At 52.0% G+C, this 20,863-nt stretch carries 16 protein-coding genes and 1 pseudogene; 6 read left to right on the forward strand and 11 right to left on the reverse strand.

Going from position 1 to position 20,863, the window contains the following annotated elements:
* The 3 genes and pseudogenes from AADEFJLK_RS23805 to AADEFJLK_RS02245 all read left to right on the forward strand — a co-directional run.
* A partial coding sequence (locus AADEFJLK_RS23805; protein ID WP_146054491.1) for a beta strand repeat-containing protein occupies positions 1–1,864 on the forward strand: 1,864 nt, incomplete at its 5' end.
* A 266-nt stretch (positions 1,865–2,130) separates the two neighbouring features.
* A pseudogene (locus AADEFJLK_RS02240) lies at positions 2,131–2,344 on the forward strand (efflux RND transporter permease subunit); the annotation flags it as partial.
* A 145-nt stretch (positions 2,345–2,489) separates the two neighbouring features.
* Positions 2,490–5,612, forward strand: coding sequence for a calcium-binding protein (locus AADEFJLK_RS02245; RefSeq protein WP_103973152.1), 3,123 nt, complete (start codon positions 2,490–2,492; stop codon positions 5,610–5,612).
* A 103-nt stretch (positions 5,613–5,715) separates the two neighbouring features.
* Here the strand turns inward: AADEFJLK_RS02245 and AADEFJLK_RS02250 are convergent, their stop codons facing one another.
* Both AADEFJLK_RS02250 and AADEFJLK_RS02255 read right to left on the reverse strand, forming a co-directional pair.
* Positions 5,716–6,918 (reverse strand): NAD-dependent formate dehydrogenase, encoded by a 1,203-nt coding sequence (locus tag AADEFJLK_RS02250; protein ID WP_103973153.1) that lies wholly within the window; start codon positions 6,916–6,918, stop codon positions 5,716–5,718.
* A 159-nt stretch (positions 6,919–7,077) separates the two neighbouring features.
* Positions 7,078–7,530, reverse strand: a complete 453-nt coding sequence (locus AADEFJLK_RS02255; RefSeq protein WP_103973154.1) for a hypothetical protein — start codon at positions 7,528–7,530, stop codon at positions 7,078–7,080.
* 168 nt (positions 7,531–7,698) lie between these two features.
* Here AADEFJLK_RS02255 and AADEFJLK_RS02260 point away from each other — a divergent pair, with 168 nt between their 5' ends.
* Positions 7,699–8,697 (forward strand): helix-turn-helix domain-containing protein, encoded by a 999-nt coding sequence (locus AADEFJLK_RS02260; protein ID WP_211299129.1) that lies wholly within the window; start codon positions 7,699–7,701, stop codon positions 8,695–8,697.
* Between the two features lie 56 nt (positions 8,698–8,753).
* On the opposite strand, the gene msrA is transcribed toward AADEFJLK_RS02260, so the two are convergent.
* The 6 genes from msrA to AADEFJLK_RS02290 form a co-directional block, all read right to left on the reverse strand.
* The gene (gene msrA, locus AADEFJLK_RS02265) at positions 8,754–9,788 is read right to left on the reverse strand and encodes a peptide-methionine (S)-S-oxide reductase MsrA (protein WP_103973155.1); all 1,035 of its coding nucleotides are present in this window, start codon (positions 9,786–9,788) and stop codon (positions 8,754–8,756) included.
* 25 nt (positions 9,789–9,813) lie between these two features.
* Positions 9,814–10,752 (reverse strand): LysR family transcriptional regulator, encoded by a 939-nt coding sequence (locus tag AADEFJLK_RS02270; RefSeq protein ID WP_103973156.1) that lies wholly within the window; start codon positions 10,750–10,752, stop codon positions 9,814–9,816.
* A 254-nt stretch (positions 10,753–11,006) separates the two neighbouring features.
* Positions 11,007–13,130: a molybdopterin-containing oxidoreductase family protein gene (locus AADEFJLK_RS02275; RefSeq protein WP_103973157.1), complete on the reverse strand. Its 2,124-nt coding sequence runs from the start codon at positions 13,128–13,130 to the stop codon at positions 11,007–11,009.
* 74 nt (positions 13,131–13,204) lie between these two features.
* A complete protein-coding gene (locus AADEFJLK_RS02280; RefSeq protein WP_103973158.1) occupies positions 13,205–13,888 on the reverse strand; it encodes an SAM-dependent methyltransferase in 684 nt (227 codons plus the stop codon).
* A 93-nt stretch (positions 13,889–13,981) separates the two neighbouring features.
* Positions 13,982–14,485: a DUF2380 domain-containing protein gene (locus AADEFJLK_RS02285; RefSeq protein WP_103973159.1), complete on the reverse strand. Its 504-nt coding sequence runs from the start codon at positions 14,483–14,485 to the stop codon at positions 13,982–13,984.
* Entirely contained in the window at positions 14,482–14,931 is a 450-nt protein-coding gene (locus tag AADEFJLK_RS02290; protein WP_103973160.1) for a cupin domain-containing protein, read from the reverse strand. Before AADEFJLK_RS02290 ends, AADEFJLK_RS02285 begins: the two co-directional genes overlap by 4 nt.
* Before the next feature lie 533 nt (positions 14,932–15,464).
* Between AADEFJLK_RS02290 and AADEFJLK_RS02300 the strand changes: the two genes are divergently transcribed.
* Together AADEFJLK_RS02300 and AADEFJLK_RS02305 are read left to right on the forward strand one after the other, a co-directional pair.
* A complete protein-coding gene (locus AADEFJLK_RS02300) occupies positions 15,465–16,826 on the forward strand; it encodes a sensor histidine kinase (RefSeq protein ID WP_103973161.1) in 1,362 nt (453 codons plus the stop codon).
* The gene (locus AADEFJLK_RS02305) at positions 16,823–17,491 is read left to right on the forward strand and encodes a response regulator (protein ID WP_103973162.1); all 669 of its coding nucleotides are present in this window, start codon (positions 16,823–16,825) and stop codon (positions 17,489–17,491) included. Before AADEFJLK_RS02300 ends, AADEFJLK_RS02305 begins: the two co-directional genes overlap by 4 nt.
* Before the next feature lie 75 nt (positions 17,492–17,566).
* Here AADEFJLK_RS02305 and AADEFJLK_RS02310 read toward each other — a convergent pair whose 3' ends face one another.
* Genes AADEFJLK_RS02310 through AADEFJLK_RS02320 form a run of 3 tightly spaced genes read right to left on the reverse strand, consistent with a single transcriptional unit; the run spans position 17,567 to position 20,777 of the window.
* Complete coding sequence (locus AADEFJLK_RS02310; protein ID WP_103973163.1) at positions 17,567–18,229, reverse strand: cohesin domain-containing protein; 663 nt, start codon at positions 18,227–18,229, stop codon at positions 17,567–17,569.
* Positions 18,230–18,244: 15 nt separating this feature from the next.
* Complete coding sequence (locus AADEFJLK_RS02315; RefSeq protein WP_103973164.1) at positions 18,245–19,621, reverse strand: TolB family protein; 1,377 nt, start codon at positions 19,619–19,621, stop codon at positions 18,245–18,247.
* The gene (locus AADEFJLK_RS02320; protein ID WP_211299130.1) at positions 19,611–20,777 is read right to left on the reverse strand and encodes an N-acetylmuramoyl-L-alanine amidase family protein; all 1,167 of its coding nucleotides are present in this window, start codon (positions 20,775–20,777) and stop codon (positions 19,611–19,613) included. The genes AADEFJLK_RS02315 and AADEFJLK_RS02320 overlap by 11 nt, the downstream gene beginning before the upstream one ends.
* Positions 20,778–20,863 lie beyond the last annotated feature (86 nt).

Below are 20,863 nucleotides of genomic sequence, written 5' to 3' on the forward strand. Positions count from 1 at the left end.
CAACGGGCTGGGCGGCAACGACATCCTTTATGGCGGCACGGGCAATGACACCCTGGCGGGCGGCACGGGCAACGACTACCTCCAAGGCAATGACGGGCTTGACACCTATGTGTTCGGCATAGGCGACGGGCAGGACGAAGTTTACAATTACGACACCGACAACAGCACGGACACTGTGCAGTTCACCAATCTGGCACTGTCCGGCCTGACCGCCCTGTTTGAAGACGGCAACTACGGCCTCGTCTTCCAGTACGGCAGTGGCGACCAGGTCACCATCGACAATTATTTTTATTTCAGCGACATCAACTGGCAGGTAAATCAAGTTCAGTTTACAGGCGGCGACACATTAACCAACTTTATCGTCGGCACTACCGGAAAGGATATTTTGGTGGGTACTGCCGGCAACGATGCGTTGAACGGACTTGCAGGTGCCGACACCATGAGCGGCGGAACGGGTAACGACCTTTATTTTGTTGATAACGTTGGTGATATTGTCAATGAAAATCCCGCCGCAGGCATCGACACGGTGCAAAGCTCGATTTCTTACCAGCTAACCGCTAACGTTGAAAACCTGACCTTATTGGGTTCTGCCGCTATTAACGGAACAGGCAACAACCTTGCCAATACCCTCATAGGTAACTCGGCAGCTAACGTGCTGGATGGCGGAACGGGGGCAGATAGCTTAAAAGGCGGACTCGGTAATGACAGCTATATTGTTGACAATATCGGCGACACGGTGATTGAAAATACCAATGCAGGCGTTGATACGGTACAAAGCTCCGTCACTTACACCTTGGCCGCTAATGTTGAAAATCTGACCCTGACCGGAACCGCCGCCATCAACGGTATCGGTAACAGTTTGGCAAATACGGTCATTGGCAACATTGCTAATAATACGCTGAATGGCGGTAAGGGTGCGGACAGCCTGATAGGCGGTTTGGGTGACGATATTTATATCGTTGACAATATAGGCGATACGGTCACGGAAAATATCGGCGAAGGCACAGATACCGTGCAAAGTGCCATCTCCTGGACGCTGGGCGCGAACCTGGAAAACCTGACCCTGACCGGGATTGCCGCCATTAACGGTACTGGCAACAGCCTTGCCAATACCCTGATCGGCAATGCTGGGGCAAACATACTCAATGGCGGCTCTGGTGTCGATAACTTAAAGGGTGGCTTAGGCAATGACATCTATGTAGTGGATAATATTGATGACAAGGTGTATGAAACTGTCGACGCAGGCATCGACAAAGTGCAGAGTTCGGTCTCGTATGCCTTGACGGCGAATGTCGAAAACCTGACTTTGACCGGCAGCAAGGCCATTAACGGCACCGGAAACCTGTTCGCCAATGTGCTGCTCGGCAACACCGCCAACAATGTCTTGAACGGCGGTGGCGGAGCGGACACTCTGACAGGCGGCGCGGGCAGCGACACCTTCGTGTTCGGCACGGTGACAGGCGGCTCTGACAAGGTGCTGGATTTTGTCTCCGGCACCGACAAGCTGCAAGTGCTGGACGCGGCGCTGGGCCTGTCCATCGGCAACGGCGACCATAACATCGACAACGCTGCGCTCATCAACGGCCTAGGCGGTTTTTCCGCCTTATCCGAACTGGTGGTGGTCACTTCCAACATCATCGGCGCCATCACCACCGCTACTGCCGCCACCGACATCGGCAGCGCCGCCAGCAGTTACGCGCTGGGCGACACCCGCCTGTTCGCCGTGGACAACGGCGTGGACAGTGCTTTATACCTGTTCAAATCAGCGGGTGCAGATGCTGTGGTCAGTGCCGGTGAATTGACCTTGTTAGGTACGTTGCAAGGCACGGCACAAACGGCTCTGGCGGATTATGGGTTTGCCTGATAAACCTCAAACAGAGGGGTATCTACACCCATCCTTAAATTAAGGGACGGGCAGAAAATAATTGCGGGTAAGGCCTTTCAGGTTTTAAAAATCTGAAAGGCCTTATGGAATCAGGTGTTAAGCAAACGACAGGCTAAAAGTTGGCCTTTAAACTCAACAGCCTGTGTTGCTTAATGGGCGACGGTCTCTATGAACACTGCATTCCTACCCTGAAACTAAACGCTTGCCGTTAGCCTTTCTTAATATTTAGCCGATTCTTCCTGGAAGCCATCCGCCAAGGTTGCGCCCAACGCCCGCCCCGTCATGATGACCGCCACCATCGCCCTGCTCGGCCTCGTACCCTTCCTGTTCGCCAACGGCCCAGGTTCGGAGGTGCAAAAAACCCTAGCCATCGTGGTCATCGGTGGCCTAATCACCTCAACATTACTGACCTTGGTGATGCTGCCGACGCTGTATCGGTGGTTTGAGGAAAAGCGGTGATATAAGCCGCACCAATATCACCGCCATACCAGAATAAATGCCAAAAAAATCTGAAAAACATTGCAATGTACCTTGGTTATTAATATACTAACAATAAAAATCACCAAAGACCTATCAGAACCCCATAAAACTCTGGAGATAAGCGATGGCAACGTATAACGGCGACAATACTAATAACATTTATATCGGTACAAATACGGATGATACTATTTATGGCAACGGCGGGGATGATAGCCTTAATGGTGTGGATGGCAACGATCAAATCTATGGTGGTGACGGCAATGACATCCTGAATGGCGGCCTAGGCAATGATTACCTGCAAGGCGATAACGGGGCGGACACTTACTTGATCGCCAAAGCGGACGGACAAGATGAAATTGGCAATTACCACTCCGACAACAGTATGGATGTGGTCACGTTCACCGATATGGCCAGCTCCGACATCACTTCCGTCACCCGTGCCCAAGACGGAAGCGACAACTTGATTCTGACCTACGGCACGGGCGGGCAACTGACCGTGGACAATTACTTTTCCGATGCAGCCTACCAAATTGACACGTTCCAGTTCACCGACAGCGTTTGGGGGTTAGCGGACATCATTGCCCGCGCCTCGGCCATCACCGGTACCGCGGATAGTGATTTCTTGTCTGGTTTTAATGACTGGTCAAACACGCTTTTGGGGTTGGGCGGCGACGATTACCTGTTTGGCGGCATCGGTGATGATGTGCTTATCGGTGGTGACGGCAACGATTGGCTACAAGGCATGGAAGGCAACGACACTCTGATAGGCGGCACGGGTAATGATATAGTGAGCGGCGGATACGGGATTGACACCTACCTGATCGCCAAAGCTGATGGACAGGATGAGATTGACGACACCCTAGATGACAGTGCCGATGTAGTCATTTTCACCGATATGACCCGCGCTGACATCACTTCCGTCACCCACTCCCAAGATGGGAGAAATAGTTTGGTCTTAACCTATGGTACAGATGGGCAACTGACCGTGGATGGCTATTTTAACGATACGCCTTACCGAATCAACACATTCCAGTTCACCGATGGCACTTGGACGTTGACAGACATCCTCATCCGCACCTCAGTCATCACTGGCACTGCAAATGATGACCTATTGTTTGGTTTTGATGCCTGGTCAAGCACTATTTACGGGCTGGGTGGTAACGACACCCTGTATGGCGGCAGCTTTGCCGATACGATTATCGGCGGTGACGGCAATGATACTCTGAATGGCGGCCTCGGCAACGACTACCTGGAAGGCGATAACGGCGCGGACACCTACCTGATCGCCTTGGCTGACGGGCAGGATGAGATTAACAATTACGACACCGACGGTAGTGTGGATGTGGTCACGTTCACGGATGTGGCCCTAAGTGATTTGGCTGGTATCAGCACAAATGGCACCAACCTATACCTTAATTATGGCAACGCTAGCCAGTTGGTGGTGGACAATTATTTTTACGGCGACGCTTATCAAGTCAACCAATTTCAATTTGCTGGCGGCGATGTGCTGGCCAATTTTATCATCGGTACAGACAGTAGCAACGATACCCTGACCGGCACTAACGCCAATGATGCAATAAGTGGCCTTGGCGGTGCTGACACAATGGCCGGTGGTTTAGGCAATGACCTTTATTTTGTCGATAATGCTGGCGATGTCGTGACGGAAGCCAGCAGCGCGGGTACGGATACCCTACTGTCCAGCATCAGTTATACCTTAGCCGCCAATGTCGAAAACCTCATCCTTACTGGCAGTAATGCCATCAATGGCACAGGCAACGACCTTGCCAACATGCTCACGGGCAATGCGGCGGCAAATGTCTTGGTCGGTGGCTTAGGCAATGACACTTATATCGTTGACAATGCCGCCGACAATGCCATCGAAAACAGTGGCGAAGGCAGCGATACCGTACAAGCGTCAATCACTTACAGCTTGGGGGCAAATATCGAAAATCTCACCCTGACCGGAACGGCAACCATCAACGGCACAGGCAATGGCCTTACCAATACCTTGATCGGTAACAGTGCCAACAATACCTTAGATGGCGGTATAGGTGCAGACACTTTGGTAGGCGGTTGGGGTGACGATCTCTATGTCGTTGACAATGCCGGGGATGTGGTCATGGAAGATACGGACGGAGGCATCGACATCGTGCAAAGCTCCATCTCCTGGACGCTGGGCGCAAATTTGGAAAACCTGACCCTGACAGGCACCGCCGCCATTTACGGCATCGGCAACAGCCTTGCCAATACACTGATCGGCAATACGGGAGCAAACCTCCTTGATGGTGGTGCCGGCGTGGATAATCTAAAAGGCGGTTTGGGTAATGACCAGTATAGGGTGGACAATATTGGCGACAAAGTATTTGAAAATGCGGGGGAAGGCACAGATACTGTACAAAGTTTGGTCAGTTACAGCTTGGTCGCCAATGTCGAAAACCTCATCCTCCTCAATGCTCCGGGAGCCATCAACGGCACGGGCAACGAATTGGCTAATATGCTGACGGGCAACACGGCCGCCAATGTCTTGGATGGCGGTGCCGGAGCGGACACGCTGACAGGGGGGTTAGGCAACGACTCCTTTATCGTGGACAATGTCGCCGATAGCGTGGTCGAAAACAGCGGCGAAGGCACCGACACCGTGCAAGCTTCGGTTTCTTACATCTTGGCGGCCAATGTCGAAAATCTGACCCTGACAGGCTCCGCTACCCTCAACGGCACCGGTAACACATTGGCTAACGTGCTGACGGGGAACAGCGCGATGAACATCCTCAACGGCGGCGCGGGGGCGGACACCCTGACAGGGGGTGCTGGCAGCGATATTTTCGTGTTCGGGACAGTGACGGGCGGTGCGGACAAGGTGCTGGATTTTGTCTCCGGCACCGACAAATTACAAGTGTTGGACGGGGTGGCTGGCTTATCGATAGGCAACGGCGATCATAGCATCAACAATGCCGCGCTCATTAATGGCCACGGCAGTTTTTCCACATTATCCGAGCTGGTGGTGGTCACTCCCAACATCATCGGTGCTATCACGGCCGCCAATGCCGCCACCGACATCGGCAACGCCACCAGCAACTATGCTGTGGGCAATACCCGCCTGTTCGCCGTTGACAACGGCGTGGACAGTGTCCTGTACTTGTTCAAATCAGCGGGTGCGGATGCCGTGGTCAGTGCCGGTGAACTGACCTTACTGGGCACATTGCAAGGCACGGCACAAACGGCTTTGGCAGATTATTCATTTGCTTGATAGATAGATATGGCGTTTCTTCGCATTTAAAAAAGTACGCCCATCGCGTTAAAGGGCTGCGGGGCTAACCCCGCAGCTTGACTTTCAGCTCAAGTGCCTGCCATCAATCCTTCTTAAATTTCGCCGCTTCTTCGGAGCCGCCTGTGGCATTGCCTTTGCTGTAGGAATGCGCACCGACCCCCGCCAGTTGCCCGCCCTGCACGACCAAATATTCATCACGGATAGGGCGACCTTCAAAATAACATTCCAATATCTCGCGGGTTCCTGCCGCATAACGGGTCTGTGCCGACAGGCTAGTGCCGGAGATATGCGGGGTCATGCCGTGGTTGGGCATGGTGCGCCAGGGGTGGTCGTTCGGAGCCGGTTGCGGGAACCAGACATCGCCTGCATAACCCGCCAGCTGGCCGTTTTCCAGCGCGTTGACTATCGCGTCGCGGTCACACAATTTGCCACGGGCCGTATTAATCAAATAAGCCCCACGTTTGAAATTCTTTAGAGTCTGTTCGTTAATCATGTGTTCGGTTTCTGGATGCAGCGGACAGTTCAAGGTCACGACATCACAGACTTGGGTCAGGCTTTCCAAACTGGCGTGGTAAGTCAGATTAAGTTCCTGCTCGATGGCTTCCGGCAAACGGTGGCGATCCAGATAATGCAGCTTCACGTCAAAAGGTTTCAGCAAGCGCAAAACCCGCAGGCCTATCCGGCCAGCGGCGACTGTGCCGACATTCATCGCTTCCAAATCGTAAGACCGCGCCACACAGTCGGCGATATTCCAGCCGCCTTTCATCACCCAATTATAAGACGGGATATAATTGCGCACCAATGCCAGCGTCATCATCACCACATGTTCGGCAACGCTGTTGCTGTTGCAGTAGGTCACTTCGGCAACGGTGATGCCGCGCTCCATAGCTGCTTGTAGGTCGGTATGGTCGGAGCCGATACCTGCCGTCACAATCATTTTCAGGTTTTTGGCCTTAGCGATACGCTCGGCAGTCATATAAGCAGGCCAGAACGGTTGGGAAATGACGATTTCCGCGTCATGCAGTTCTTGGTCGAGGACGCTGTCGGCCCCGTCTTTGCTGGAAGTCACCACTAACTGGTGACCGTTCGCTTCCAGATAACGCCGTAAACCTAACTCACCGGACACGCTACCCAGCAATGCCCCAGGTTTAAAATCTATCGCCTTAGGGGTAGGCAGTGTTTGCCCGTCCGGGTAACGTTCCGGTTGCGGCAAATCATCACGCGCATAAGCAGTGGGATAGCCGTCGATAGGGTCGTCGTAAAGCACACAAACAATTTTAGCCATTTTATAGCACCTTGATTTTTATTGGATGACTGGACATATCCTGATAAAGGTATGCCCAGAAGTATCCCGGCCGGGTGCGGCTATTGTCTGCTTTAGGGTGGCGGTGCGTCTAATCGTTTCGAAGTATGGCTTGATAACCTACAGCTATGGCTGTTACGGTCAACCTGCCTGCCCGTCGGGTAAATCTCTAAAAGTGGACAATAACACCACCACCGCCGCCCGCCCGAAACCATAGCTGGTGATCAGCAGGCTTGCCAGCAGATATACACGAAATACCCCCGGAAAAAACCCTTCCGCCGGAGTCGGGCTATCTAATGACGGAAACATCGCCTGCAACATAAACAAACTGGAATTGGTAAAGGCGCCGACCACCATGCACCAGCGCACCGGAGCGGGCAACGGCACTTTTGCCGCATAAAACCCGAACAGCAACGCGCTCATCAATAAAAAATCCAGATGCGCCTGAAGCACACGGGTAAACTTGCCCGGAAAAATCAGCTTGATTAGCGTTAGGTCAAACTTCAAAAAAACCAAGCACCAGGCCAGGCACAAAGCCATTAATAGCCATAAGGTAGCCCCTCTGAGCAGCAGCACGTTTGTATTTTGGTTCATTAGCCCCTCTTTTGGATTAAAACCGTTTAGCATTTAAGATTGCCTACTATAAAGTAGCTGGGCTGATTGCTCTTGCTTGAGGCGGAACAATACCTTGACTGTGGCGGCACTATCACCTGACAACATGCTATATTGCTATAGGGTTAATTACGTTTTTTGGAGTGGGCAATGAACACTGACACGAGGTTTTTGCATAGCTTAAAGGAAGCAATGCCGTCAACACGCGGCGTGAAATATTCAACCGAAGATTTTGCGCCGCCTGATCGGCTAGACTGGTTGCGCGAAGTGATAGGCCGGGAATATGCCAATGTTGAGATTACGCCGCCCGATGCCGGGGTGTTTAACGAGATGGTTATTTATGCTTGGGAGCAACTCCGTTTGTCGGTCATCCGCTCCGATGCTATTACCCTGCAACGCTTGCCGCGTGAGCCGGATTTGATCAGCCAGGATGCCTATTTCGCCGTCATCCATTTGTCCGGCTGCTACCGCTTATTGCAAAATGGCCGGGAAGTTTTTTTACAGCCCGGCGACATGACCTTATACGATGCCACACTACCGCATCATATCGTTTGTCCGCAGCCCTTCTCAAAATTGCTGATTTCTATTCCGCGCCCCTTGCTCAGGGAGCGGGTTGCAGGCATCGAACACTGCACGGCATTGCACATTCCGGGGCGGTTGGGGATCGGGTCGGTAGCGGCTGGCTTTATCCGCTCTTGCGCCCATCAAGCCGAACAATTACAGGCGGGGGAGTTTTCCCTGCTCTCCGAACACGCGCTGGATTTGTTGGTGCTGGCACTGGCCACCGTGCGGCCTAGCCATTTCAAGCTGTCCAAAAGCCGCGCTATGGCACTGCACCGGGTTAAGGCGTTTATAGAAAATAATTTGTCTTGCCCAAGCTTAAACCCCGCCGCTGTCAGTGCAGGTACAGGCCTGTCGCCTAGGTATATCAGCCTGCTGTTTAAAGAAGAGGACAATTCACTGATGCGTTATGTTTGGCAACGCAGGCTGGAAAGTTGCCGGAAAGAGCTGTTAAACCCTATCCATGCCGGACACCGCATCTGTGACATCGCCTTTCGCTGGGGCTTTAACGATTTGTCTCATTTTAGCCGCCTGTTTAAGCAGCACTTCGGGTGTTCGCCTAGCGACTACCGGGAAGGCCATAAATAGGCATCTGCCAAGCTCATAATTGGGTAGGCAGTAAAGCAGCCCCCTGCCCTTTTCGCCTACTTGGCCGTTGCCTCACTTAACCATTGCCAAAATGGTTGCGCACCTTGATAGCCCGTATAGCGGGCCACTTCATGTTGTTTTTGAAACAAAACCATGGTGGGGGTGGCGAATAATGCCTGATTAAGTGTCCAGCCCTTAGGCGGTGCGGTCAGATAGGTGGCGACAATGGGCAAGGGGTTGTGCCAAACCGACAACACGTCTTTGTCGAATCGCTTGCAATAGCCGCAGTCAACGCTTTTAAAAACAATCAGTTGCTCTTGGCTGTTAAGCGCGATGGTTTGCCAACTTTGCCCAGTGCCGCCAGGGTTTGCGGCTAGTTGTGCGCTCTGGGCATGTCCGCCCTGCATGGGCTTATTGGGGTCGGCATAGGCGATGCCGGTCCCGCCCAAACCGCAATAGCCCAGCGGGTTTTTCTCTAAATAATCCTGATGATAGCTTTCGGCGGAGGTATAGTTTTTTAAGGGGGCAATTTCAGTGGTAATGGGCAGGGCAATGCCTGCCGCTGCTAAATTGTTTTGGTAGATGGCGCGGGTTTGCTCTGCCCAGTGGTGCTCTTCATCGGTACGGTAAAAGATCGCGCTACGGTAGTTGCTGCCAATATCGTTGCCTTGGCGATTGCCTTGGGCGGGGTTGTGGTTTTCCCAAAACCGGATCAAGACTTGTTCAAGGCTGGTTTGTTTGGGGTCGTAATAAACTTTAACTACTTCGGCATGGTTGGTTATGGCCTTACCTTCCTGTATGGCGGCTTCGGTGTCATGGAGCGTTTGGTAACTGGGTTGGACAAGGTCGCCGCCCGCATAACCCGCCTCAACATCCAATACGCCCGCTAAAGCTTGCATACGTTTTTCAGCCCCCCAAAAACAGCCCATGCCTAAGACGATATAAGGGGTATCGGCATTGACAGCCGCTTTATTCAAGGAAGGATTACGGCTTTTGCCCTCCAGCAAGCCCGGATTCAGAAACACCCAAACCGCGACGGCTAAAACACCTATCATAAGCAAAGACCCTAGGGCGCGATACCGTCTGTTCATAAATCTGTCCTGCTTTGAAGGTAAGTTACGTTAAAAATTGCGGCGGCTGCTTCCCTATAGCGATCAATGAATCAAACCGCTGTTGCAAATCTAATTGTTGGGCTATACGCCAAGCGGCATCCTGTATGGGGGACAGTAAATCCTGACGGCGGACAATCAGCCCCACCTCCCTTGCTAGCTCAGGCGTTAGAGCTAGTGCGGTGACTTCCTGATGAAGTTCAAACTGGCTTAACAGGCTGTGCGGCACGACACTGTAAAGGCCTGCACTGCGCACATGGGCGTAGAGCGCGAAGATGGAATCCGTTTCCAACATGACATTGGGGGTGACATTGGCTTCGCGGAACGCGGCATCAATCAGGCGGCGGTTTTGCATATTTTGGGTCAACAAACATAAGGGGAATCCGGCAATATCGCCCCACCCCAAAGGCTTGTTAAGCAAACTGGGGGCAGGATTACGCGCCAGCACCACATACCGCTCCCGGTATAGCGGTAAGGTTTTAAAGCCCTTGAGCCTGTGGTCTTCCAGATAGGTTAACCCTAAATCCAGTTCAAAGCTATCGAGTTGGCGTATCAATTCTTCTGCGCACAGTGATACCAGTTTGATGGCGATGCCGGGATATTCGGCTTGGCAGGGGCCGGTTAACAGCGGAGTGACGGCCAGCGTGGTCGGAATGGCGCCGATCCGTAAAACCCCGGTCAGTTGTTGGCTATACTGGGCGGCCGCTTGGCGCATCCCTTCCCAATTCTGGGCTAAAATACGCGCCCATTGCAAAACCCGCTCACCTTCTTCGGTAAAACCTTGATAACGCTGGCCGCGCTTAATAATGGTAATGCCCAGTTCTTCTTCAAGGTGCTGTATCGCGGTAGACAAGGCGGGTTGGGAAACATGGCTAATTTCAGCCGCGCGTCCGAAATGGCCAGTTTTGGCGAGTGCGAGTAGGTAATGGATTTGCCGGATAAACATGTGGGGTATGCTATATTGTTATATAGTTAATTATATAACGCAATTGGTAATGCTACGGCATCGTATTGAGGATTTGCTGATGGCGAACGGCAAGCGAAGGAATAAGTGGGAAATAATTCAGGCAAACGGAGGGCGGGCATCTTGCCCGCGCTCCAAAAACATTGTCTATGCCTATCGTGCAATGGCTAAAGGCCATTGCACTCCATTCTGTGTCGCGACAGTATTTATATTGACCAACTTTTTTCCGCCCGCCGCTAAGCCACCGCCTCCAACTGCACCAAATTATCCGAAAAAGACGGGGCGTTGCCCATATTGACCAATTCAGCCGAGCTGATACTGTTCACCGTGCCGGTGTTTAATTGCCGCCAATAGCCCAAGGTCGCCACAATCAAACCCGGATTAACATCAGCCGTGATTCTGGCATCGCCTTCAAACGCGCCCCTATCATTAAAAACCCGTACCTTATCGCCGTGCTTAATGCCGCGCTCGTCAGCATCAAGGGCGTTGACCAGGACAAATTGCTCGCCTTGGCCTTGGATTTTCTGCGCCATATTAGCGTAGCAGGAGTTAAGGAAACCGTGGCTTTTCGGTGACACGATACTTAAGGGGAATTTTTTGGCCAGTTCAGGGTTGGTGGCGGGAGTTTCCCGCGACGGCACATAATCGGGTAAGGGATCTAACAGCTCACCTGACTGGAAGCCGTCGTACATTTGCCGGAACGGGCCGGCGACAAAGTTGGTCGCCCCTTCGGCTTTGAGTTGGCATTTGCCGGACGGGGTCGGGAAGTTACCCGCTTTATGGGGGGCGCGGTCATCTTTGGTACCGACCTTCAGGCGGGCAAAGCCGTGTTCGCGCAAATACGCCAGATCAATGCCTTCACAAGCGGGGGCATTCCAATCGACGTAATTCTCCAAACATTCGCTATCAGACCAGCGGAAGTTTTCTTCCTGATACCCTAAACGGGCCGCGAGGCGGCGGAAAATTTCGTTATTGGGAATAGCCTCGCCAGGGGCTTCTACACATTTAGCGTTATAGGTCAGGTATAAATGCCCCCATGACAAAATCATGTCCTCCATTTCCGCACCCATCGCGGCGGGCAGCAAAATATCGGCATACGCGGCGGTATCGGAAATGAAATGTTCTGCCGACACTAAGAACAGGTCTTCATTCAATAAGCCTTGGACAATCTTATCGGTTTCCGGGGCCTGGGTAACGGGGTTGGCATTCCAACACATCATGGCTTTAATCGGTGCGCCAGCGGGTGGTTGGTCGGTCAAGGCGCGGCCTAACTGTAAGGCGTTGATGACGCGGGTACCTTCGGGGATTAAGTCCGGGCGGCAAATCACGTCGAATTTATACGGATGCTCCCAAACCGGAAATTGCAACGCCCCGCCGCCAACATAACGCCACGCGCCAGTCAATGCGGGTAGGCAGCTGACGGCGCGGATGGTCTGCCCGCCGCCTTTATGCCGCTCCAAGGCCACACCTAAGCGGATCGCCGCCGGTTGGGTGCTGGCATACTCGCGGGCTAAGGTACGGATGGCGGCGGCGGGTATGCCGGTAATGGCTTCCGCCCATTCGGGGGTGCGGGTTTGGGCGCGTTCTTTCAGTTCGTCAAAACCGACGGTGTAGTTATCGACGTAATCCTGATCGAGCAAGCCTTCTTCGATAATGGTATGGATCATCGCCATGGCTAATGCCCCATCCGTACCCGGTTTGGGGGCAATATGCCAATCGGCTTCTTTGGCGGTTTTTGAGGCGTAGGCATCAATCACCACCACTTTCGCGCCTTTTTTCTGGGCTTCTTTGACTATATGCCAATGGTGCAAATTGGTGCTGACCGAGTTGCAAGCCCAAATAATAATGTATTTGGCATGGATGAAGCTTTCGGGGTCTACGCCTGCTGTTGGGCCTACGGTCAGTAACCACGCGGTACTGGAGCCTTCGCCACAAAAGGTGCGCTCGGTGACGGTCGCACCCATGCGGTTAAAAAACGCATCGCCGCCGTTCAGGCCATGCACCAAGCCTTGGTTACCCAAATAGCTGTACGGCACAATAGCTTGTGGGCCGTGTTCGGCAATAATGGCTTGCCAACGGCTGACTATTTCATCTAAAGCCTCATCCCAACTGATGCGCGTAAACTGTTTGCTGCCTTTAGGGCCGGTACGGCGCATCGGGTATAACAAGCGGTCGGGATGATAATGGCGCTTTTCGTAATCCTTTAACTTAACGCATAAACCACCCCGCGTCATCGGATGTTCGGCATTACCTTTGACTCCGGTCAGCTTGCCGTCGGTCACTTCAAACACCATAGAGCAGGTGTCAGGACAATCATGCGGACAACCGCCGTGATGGGTGGTTTTTACTGCGTTAGCCATGTTTTTATTCCTTTCAGGTTAAAAGTGTGCGGATAATAGCGCAACCGGGTTGCTTGCACCAATTTAATACATTTTCAAGAGGGTTTTAGCACCCATAGTGTGTTGCCACCACGTTGAAATTCATAATCAACCCGTCTTTCTTCACTGTTAAACCCTTGTTCAGCAAGCTTAGCCTTGACTATCGGCAAATGCGGGGAAGGCGAACCATTTAATGACAATAATGGAAATACCCGCACTTCTTTGGCGACCCGTAACATGTCCAATAAGGCTTGGATATGGAATTCCGCCGACAAATGGTCACTGTACAAAAACAGAAAATGCGACGATAAGGCAAGCCCAAAACTTTGGTCGGGAAACGGTAACGACGGCAGTTCCCCGGTGACATACCGCCCCGCCTGTTGGCCAGCCTCGAAATCGGCAAGAAATAGCGCCATCGCCGACATTCTGATTTGCCCCAACTGCTCTACCGAAGTGATGCTGTCCCAGACAAAATTGTCTTGGTTTTTGAACGTTTGCGCCATGACCACCGGATAGGTTTCGGCAATACGGGTCTGAATTTGGGCGCGGCCAAACGCATAAATCGGATCCAGCGAAACCACATCGCCGCCACGTTCGGTCAATTGCGCGTTAAAACTGGCGGGGCCGTCGCCACAGCCCAGTATCCGATGTTGCAGGTCGGCCTCGCCCAGCGCAAACATATTGACATATTCGTGATATGACCGTCCCCACGGTACTATTTTATCGAGTGTAAAGCCCATCGTTATCTGTTGGCCTGTTAGGTTAAACTAAAACCGGTTAAGATAACGCTAGCCCAGCAGTGGCACAAGGTTTTTATCTGCCTCGTGTTGTCATTATTTGCCAATAATTGCGCTGATTTTTTTCACCAAGGCTTTAACGGCGTGTTCGCTGACGCTTTGGTGGCTACCTTTCAGTTCAATATCGACACTGGCGGCCAGCGTTTGCGTTTTTGCGTTCACAATATGCACTTTGAGATAGGAATACAAAAAGCTCGGCTTGCTGTGTTGGCCGACAATAACCCAATCGGCATTATCTTGATGGCCTAATTGGGCGGCAAGATCAGAGAAATGGAACAAATACCCGAACCCGCCGTTAGCGGTGGCTTGGCGTTCTGGACTAATGGTTACCACGTCATACGCATTATCTGCTTGGCGTAGTGCCGCCTCTAACAAAGGCCGGAACCCCGCCGTGCGCTGTTGCTCTTGCGGGGTATTGGGTAAGGAACTGATGTCATCCAGTTCAAACGCCAAAACCGCAATGCGTTGGTTGGCTGCGCTACAAGGGCTGGACAGTACGGACACCGCCCAAAAAATCGCCGCGACTGCGAAAGGCTTCATGATGCGGTTCCTAAGGCAGGTTGGTTTTGGTACAGGCTGATAAAATCGGCCATACTGAGACTGGCGACAGTCTGTTGGTCGTCATCAAGAATTTCGTATAGCACACCTGTGCTGCCGCGTATGCTAAAAAAGACTACCGTATCGGTAGTCCCGCCACCTTCACGGTGCGGGTCGTTGCTAGGCGGGCTGACGGTATAACTGCCCAAGCCCCTCACTTCTTTCAGCGTACCGTCTGGCCGATACAGCCGATGCTCGCCTTGGATAACAAAAGTATGGTTTAAGGCTTTATGCCGATGCAAGACAATCTGTTGTTGGGCGGTAAACTTAAACAACACGTCAATCGTAGTGTTCGCTTCGTCAATATTCAGGATGTAATAGGCTAAATGGGCAAAGCCGTCCAGGGTTTGCCAGTTGATAAGAGTATCGTCAAATAAATGCGTTGCCATAGGTGGGTTGCTCACGGTTAGGTTTAGGACAAGCGCAGTGTAAAGGCTTAGCCCGTCACCGTAAGCCGAGATTTGCCCGAAAAACACGGGCAATTTGCCCGCCGTTACGCCCCCCGCTTTCCAGATCACCGCCCTACCCTTAGAATGGTGGCTTGTCTGGGCTGTTGGATTTTTTCTTTAACGTTACGCAGTAACGTGCTTTACTCCCGTTTGCCGCGCCGAGCATCGCAGGGTTTGTCGGGATAAGCCCGAATACCCGCAGGGCATAAAGGGGCGCGGCAGGGATGCCGCGCGTCGGTAAAGGGGCAGGAGCCCCTTTTACCGACCCCCGACAAAACCGAGAAGCGCAGGAAGAAGCGGCGACCGGGCCGCCTTTTCTTTGGATACTTTCTTTTCGACTGCACGGATGCAGGAGGTAGAGCAATGCAGGAGCAATTGCCGAGGCGGAGCAAAAGAAAGTATCTCGCCTTCGGGTGCGAGAACCCGATTAAAAAAACCGTCGCGATAGCGACTCATCGCTACATTTTTCAATCATGAACTTACTCCATCATTTGTTATCGCGAATTGTCGCCGTCGCCTTACTGTGCTTATTGGCCAGTACGGCTTATGTGTTGGCTGACAATGACCGCACCGCCAAACAGGCGACTTGGCGTATTACCGAAGCCTTGGCTAAGCAACTGAGCTTCCAGCAATTGCAAATCAGCAGCGGTTTTACTGGCGCGTCGCCATTCCCTGATTTTAGCTTGTGGAAACAGACCCGCCCAATCGCGGGGCTTTGTGTCAAATTTACCGCCGCTAATAGCCAACAGGCACACAGTTTATGCACGGGCGAAGAGCTTACCAGCCCCGCTGTGCCTCCTTATTTTACCACCCTGTACCGCTGGTTTTTTACCCCCGGCTTGGCAATGACGCAAACCATTACCTTGAATGGCCGGACTTATGGCCTATTGACGGTAACACCCAGTGCCGATTTGGAAGTCACCCAAGCCTGGGAGAATAGCCGCCGTTTGCTGGGGCTGTCGGTAACGACGGTGTTTGCTGTGTGCGTGTTGGTGTATCTGAGCATCCGCCGCGCCCTGTATCCGGCACAGACCATTGTGCAAGGCTTGGCGGCTCTGGAACGGGGTGAGTTGGCCTACCGCTTGCCGCCGTTTGCCTTAGCTGAATGGCAACGCATTGCCGAAGCCATTAACCAACTGGCGGCCAGCCAAGCGCAATTGCTCGGCGAACGCCAACGGCTAGCAGTGCAATTGCTGAATCTGCAAGAAGAAGAGCGGCGTTATTTAGCGCAGGAGCTACATGATGAATTTGGCCAATGTTTGGCCGCGATTAATGCGGTGACAGCTTCCATCGCCCAAACGGCGGCGCAACACTGCCCGGAAATCTTGGCCGACACCGGACACATCAGCCAAATCACCGGACACATGCTTAACAGCGTCCGTAGCTTATTGGCCCGCTTACGCCCCGCCGAATTTGACGAATTGGGTTTAGCCGCCAGTTTGCAGGGCTTAATTGCCAATTGGAATGCCCATAGCGGCACTAAAACCCAGTATCGGCTGACCATCAGCGGTGCTTGCGGACGCTTGCCCGAAGCCTTGGCACTGACCCTGTTCCGTATCAGCCAAGAATGCCTGACCAATATCGCCAAACATGCCGCCGCCACCACCGCCGACCTGACGCTGGCTGTCGGTATGGATACGGTCGATTTAACCGTTACCGATAACGGCAACAGCCGCCACTTGCCCTTGCCGCCAACGAACGGTATCGGTTTGCTGGGTATCCGTGAGCGGGTCACGGCCTTGCAGGGGCAGTTAAGCTTCCGGCTTAACCAACCGCAAGGCTTGCAAGTCGCCATTCGCCTGCCTTTGCAGACAATCACCGGAGCCGCCTTATGAGTATCCGCATCTTATTAGTGGACGACCATGCCATTGTCCGCGCGGGCTACTTGGCGTTGTTGGCAAAGCAAAGCGATTTGCAGGTGGTTGCCGAAGCCGCCGACGGCAACCAAGCGTACCAAGCCTTCAAGGCGCATAGCCCGGATGTGGTCATCACTGATTTGTCGTTGCCGGGGATCAGCGGCTTAGAAGTGATCGCGCGTATCAAACAGCGCGATGCCAAGGCCAAAATACTGGTGTTCAGTATGCACCAACAACCCAGTTTTGCCTTACAAGCCACCCGCGCGGGGGCACTAGGCTATGTCACCAAAAGCAGTCCACCAGAGGAATTATTGCGGGCTATCCATGACGTTTATGCGGGGCGCCCTACCCTCAGCGCCGATATTGCCCAGGCGTTAGCCTTGGCGCAAGTGGGCGGCGAACGCATGGCCCTAGAGTCCTTAACCGTGCGCGAGTTTGAGATCCTGCGCTTGCTGGTCGAAGCCAAAAGTGCCGAAGAGATTGCCCAAATCCTCAACATCAGTGCAAAAACCGTCTGTAACAGCCATTATCTGATTAAGCGCAAACTGGGCGTAGACAATGACATAGCCTTGACCCGCTTAGCCTTACGCTTAAATGTGGTCAGTTTATTAGATATATCGGCTGTGGTGACAACTACACCATAGTACAGGGCTTAATTTTCGCCTTTCCCGCCAGCGGCGACCAAGTCCGCCATCGCCGCTTGCCTTAAACAACGAAGCTTAGCGGGCAGTTGCTTCACTTAACCATCGGCAAACGGTTGCGCACAATGTCTGCCGCTTTCGTAACGCGCTTCTTATTGTAAATAGTGCTATTGCTGTACCAAGCAATGTCCAAGCTTCCGGTTCAGGAATGTCTGTCGGAGAATCAGAAGAACTAACCGTAATGTTGCCATTGATTAAATCTGCGGTTAAAGGATTACCAAAAGCATCACCTAAACTGTTTAAAGTAAAATTCAGCGAGTCTGTACCCACAGCAAGCGCCTGAAATGACAGCGTCGCCAGGATAAAACTGTCCGCTTGTAATGATTCCAACGCTAAGGCCTCATCGAAAGAAAGCTCAAAAAGATTAACGCTTCCCAAGTCGGGTGTCATCAACTGCAAGCTGCCAAGACCTGCCAGATCCAATTGATCACCCAAGACAGGATCGCCAAAAGTGACACCAGAAAAACTAAGCTGCGTCGCATTAAAGCTAACCGTAAGATCGAACGTACCGACAGAAGGCGCAACGTGATCACCCAAACCCGATAAGATAATGGCTTCGTCAAAAGAAGAACCCACCGTAACGGTTTGGACAATCGGACTTATGCTAATGGTGATAGCCTGTAAAGGTAGGGACATGGACAGCAACGCTACCATAACCCCTTTTTTAAACAGCGTATTCATCGATTTTCCTCTCTTTTAAAGAGCGCAACGCGGTTTGCTGCACAGCAACACCAGCTTACGCGTATCCAGCGCGTCGATTTTAAGGTCGCCGTTGATGTCACGCAGGTCGTTGGTATTGCTGGCGGGTTTATTCAACGATGCTGTGATTTTAGCCAAATCGTTGTTGTCGACATCGCCGTCACCGTCAATATCGCCTAATATAGGTACGGTGATATTGACTTTGGCCGCATTGGTGCTGACATGCCCCCGATAATCCATAACTGTCAGGCCAAAGGTATAAACCCCTTTGGTCAACGGTATAAACTGGGGGTGGGCCGTATATGAAGCCGTCAGGCTCTGTCCGATTCCTGTATCCTCCTGCCACCAGTCGTAGCTTAACGGCGGGGTATTGGCTTCCGGGTCTTTGCTGGCGCTGCCGTCAAGCGTCACCAAGCTGCCCAAACGCACGGTCTGGCCAGGGCCGGCATTGGCGATGGGCGGAAGGTCGGGCGGGGTATGGGTTAGGCGTTGCGCAGGCGCACCAATGGCGGTAACCGCCCATATATCTGAATCCCCTTCTGTCAAGCCATCAGTACCGTATCGGGTAAAGACAAAACCAGAGGTACCGCTTATCCAGCGTGCTTCACCAGCATGTATCAAATCTGGAGCAGTTATATGTTGCAATCCTGTGCCATCAGGCTGTATAACCAGTAACCCTTCGTTATTTTCTCGATTTGAGAGAAAAATAATACCTTGTGTCCCCCAATCTGGTCGTCCATCATGAAAATTACCGCTCGTCAATTGGACAATGTCTGAACCGTCCGCGTTGATGCGGAAAAGGTTGCAGGCTTTCCCGTCACTGCTGCAATCCACATAGACAAGTTGCCGCCCGTCCGGCGACCAAGCGGGGTTGCCAATACCCCACAGCGTAGGGGCGGGTTGCCATTTCTTTTCCGGCCCGATGGTAGAAATCATCAACAGCCCGCTTTGCCTCTGGCTACTTTGCGAAACATATACGATAGACGAATCCGCAGGCGAATAGCGGGGATGGCTTTCCCTGGCATTATCGAAAGACAATTGCGTGGGGTTGGTGCCATCGGCATTGATCACCCAGATATGGGGCCTTTGCGAATCCCGGTTTGACAGAAACACGATATGCTGCCCGTCAGGCGACCAGTCGGGTTCGGATTCTTGGCTGTCCGGCCACGGTGTCAAGTTAACTTGGTTTTGCCCATCCATGTCAGCTATCCAGAGATCCTGGCTTCCGGCAATGTCGGACACAAACACGAGCTTTGAGTGGTCTAGCGACACCGCAGGTTGTTTGGCCGAGGGGGCCGAAGCGTCCCCCGATGCCCAAGCCCTTCCGGCTGTACACAGTAACATTAAGAAACCTAGCAAATGATTAATTTTCATAGTAATCCTTAATCGCCGTAAAGATGGCGAACGCCGCAGAACTGGTATCAGTATTCAAAAACGTTTCATCGGTAATTGTTTGCCCACTCCCCAATATGGAATTGGTGTGGAAAGCAACTTCGACAAGTGTGCTGGGTAGCTTGGCGCTATTGAGCACCAAAAATTCTTCGGTTTTCACACCCCGGTTGCTTAAGCCCAGCGCGCTTAATTGCGACAAAACCGACTGTGCTAATGCGCTAGAATCGGGGGGCGAGAGCGGCGAATAAAAAGACTCCGTACCATGTGCTGTAGGAGTTCCCGCATTAGTATGAATGGATACCATCAATGCTTTGTCTTTATCATCTAATAAATTTTCCGCTTGCTCGCGTCTTTTTTCAAGATCCCTTATACAGGGTACAGAACAGTTAGGAGGCGCATAAGGGGCCAAACTGGTCTCGCGTAACATAAACACCTTAATGTTTTCCGCCTCTAATAAGCTTTTTAACTGGATTGCTATTTGGAGCGTCAGTTCATCTTCAACAAGCCCGTATGTTGGGCTTGGTGGACGCTGATAAGTAGGCACGCCGTTTTTTAGTATTTGACCATGACCGGGGTCAATGATAACCGTACGGCCTTCGCATTGGTGAGTCATTGCATTGAATGTGGCTCCTTTCGGACAATCTCTCAAAAATCCGTATGAAATTTGTGATGGTGCCCCCGGGCCAGGAGGTGGGTTAGGTGGCCAGTACGGCCATCTAGGATCACGAAACGTAATATCTGGGTAAAAAGGATCTGTAGAACAGATATTGTAACTATAAAGGTTATTAAATGGTTTGCCTTGAATATAATTATAATACGATGAACACATTTGCCAAGCCTCTTCTGCCGTATCGCATACCATCGAATAACCTGTATCAGGAGTAAGTAATGGTATAAATACACAAGGCCCATATATCCCAGAGCAGGATATGGCCGGATAATAACTGACCGGAACAAGAGGCACAGAACCGTTTCCATAAATGGTATGCGCATACTCATAACTAAGTTGATTCATTAAGCATTGCGGATAGGCCTCTAATGAAAAAGCCATGCAAACCGCAAAAATAAGCCTTTTAAAGATTATAGGCCATAAAAGCAAGTCAATTTTTACTTCTGGCTCGAATAAAGTGCTTGTCATTGAATGGATTATTTTATATATAGATCCCATCATAAATCACCATTAGTAATGAATAACAATAAAATAACAAACGCTTTCCAACTAAA

The sequence above is a fragment of the Methylovulum psychrotolerans genome (assembly GCF_002923755.1).
Lineage (GTDB): Bacteria > Pseudomonadota > Gammaproteobacteria > Methylococcales > Methylomonadaceae > Methylovulum > Methylovulum psychrotolerans.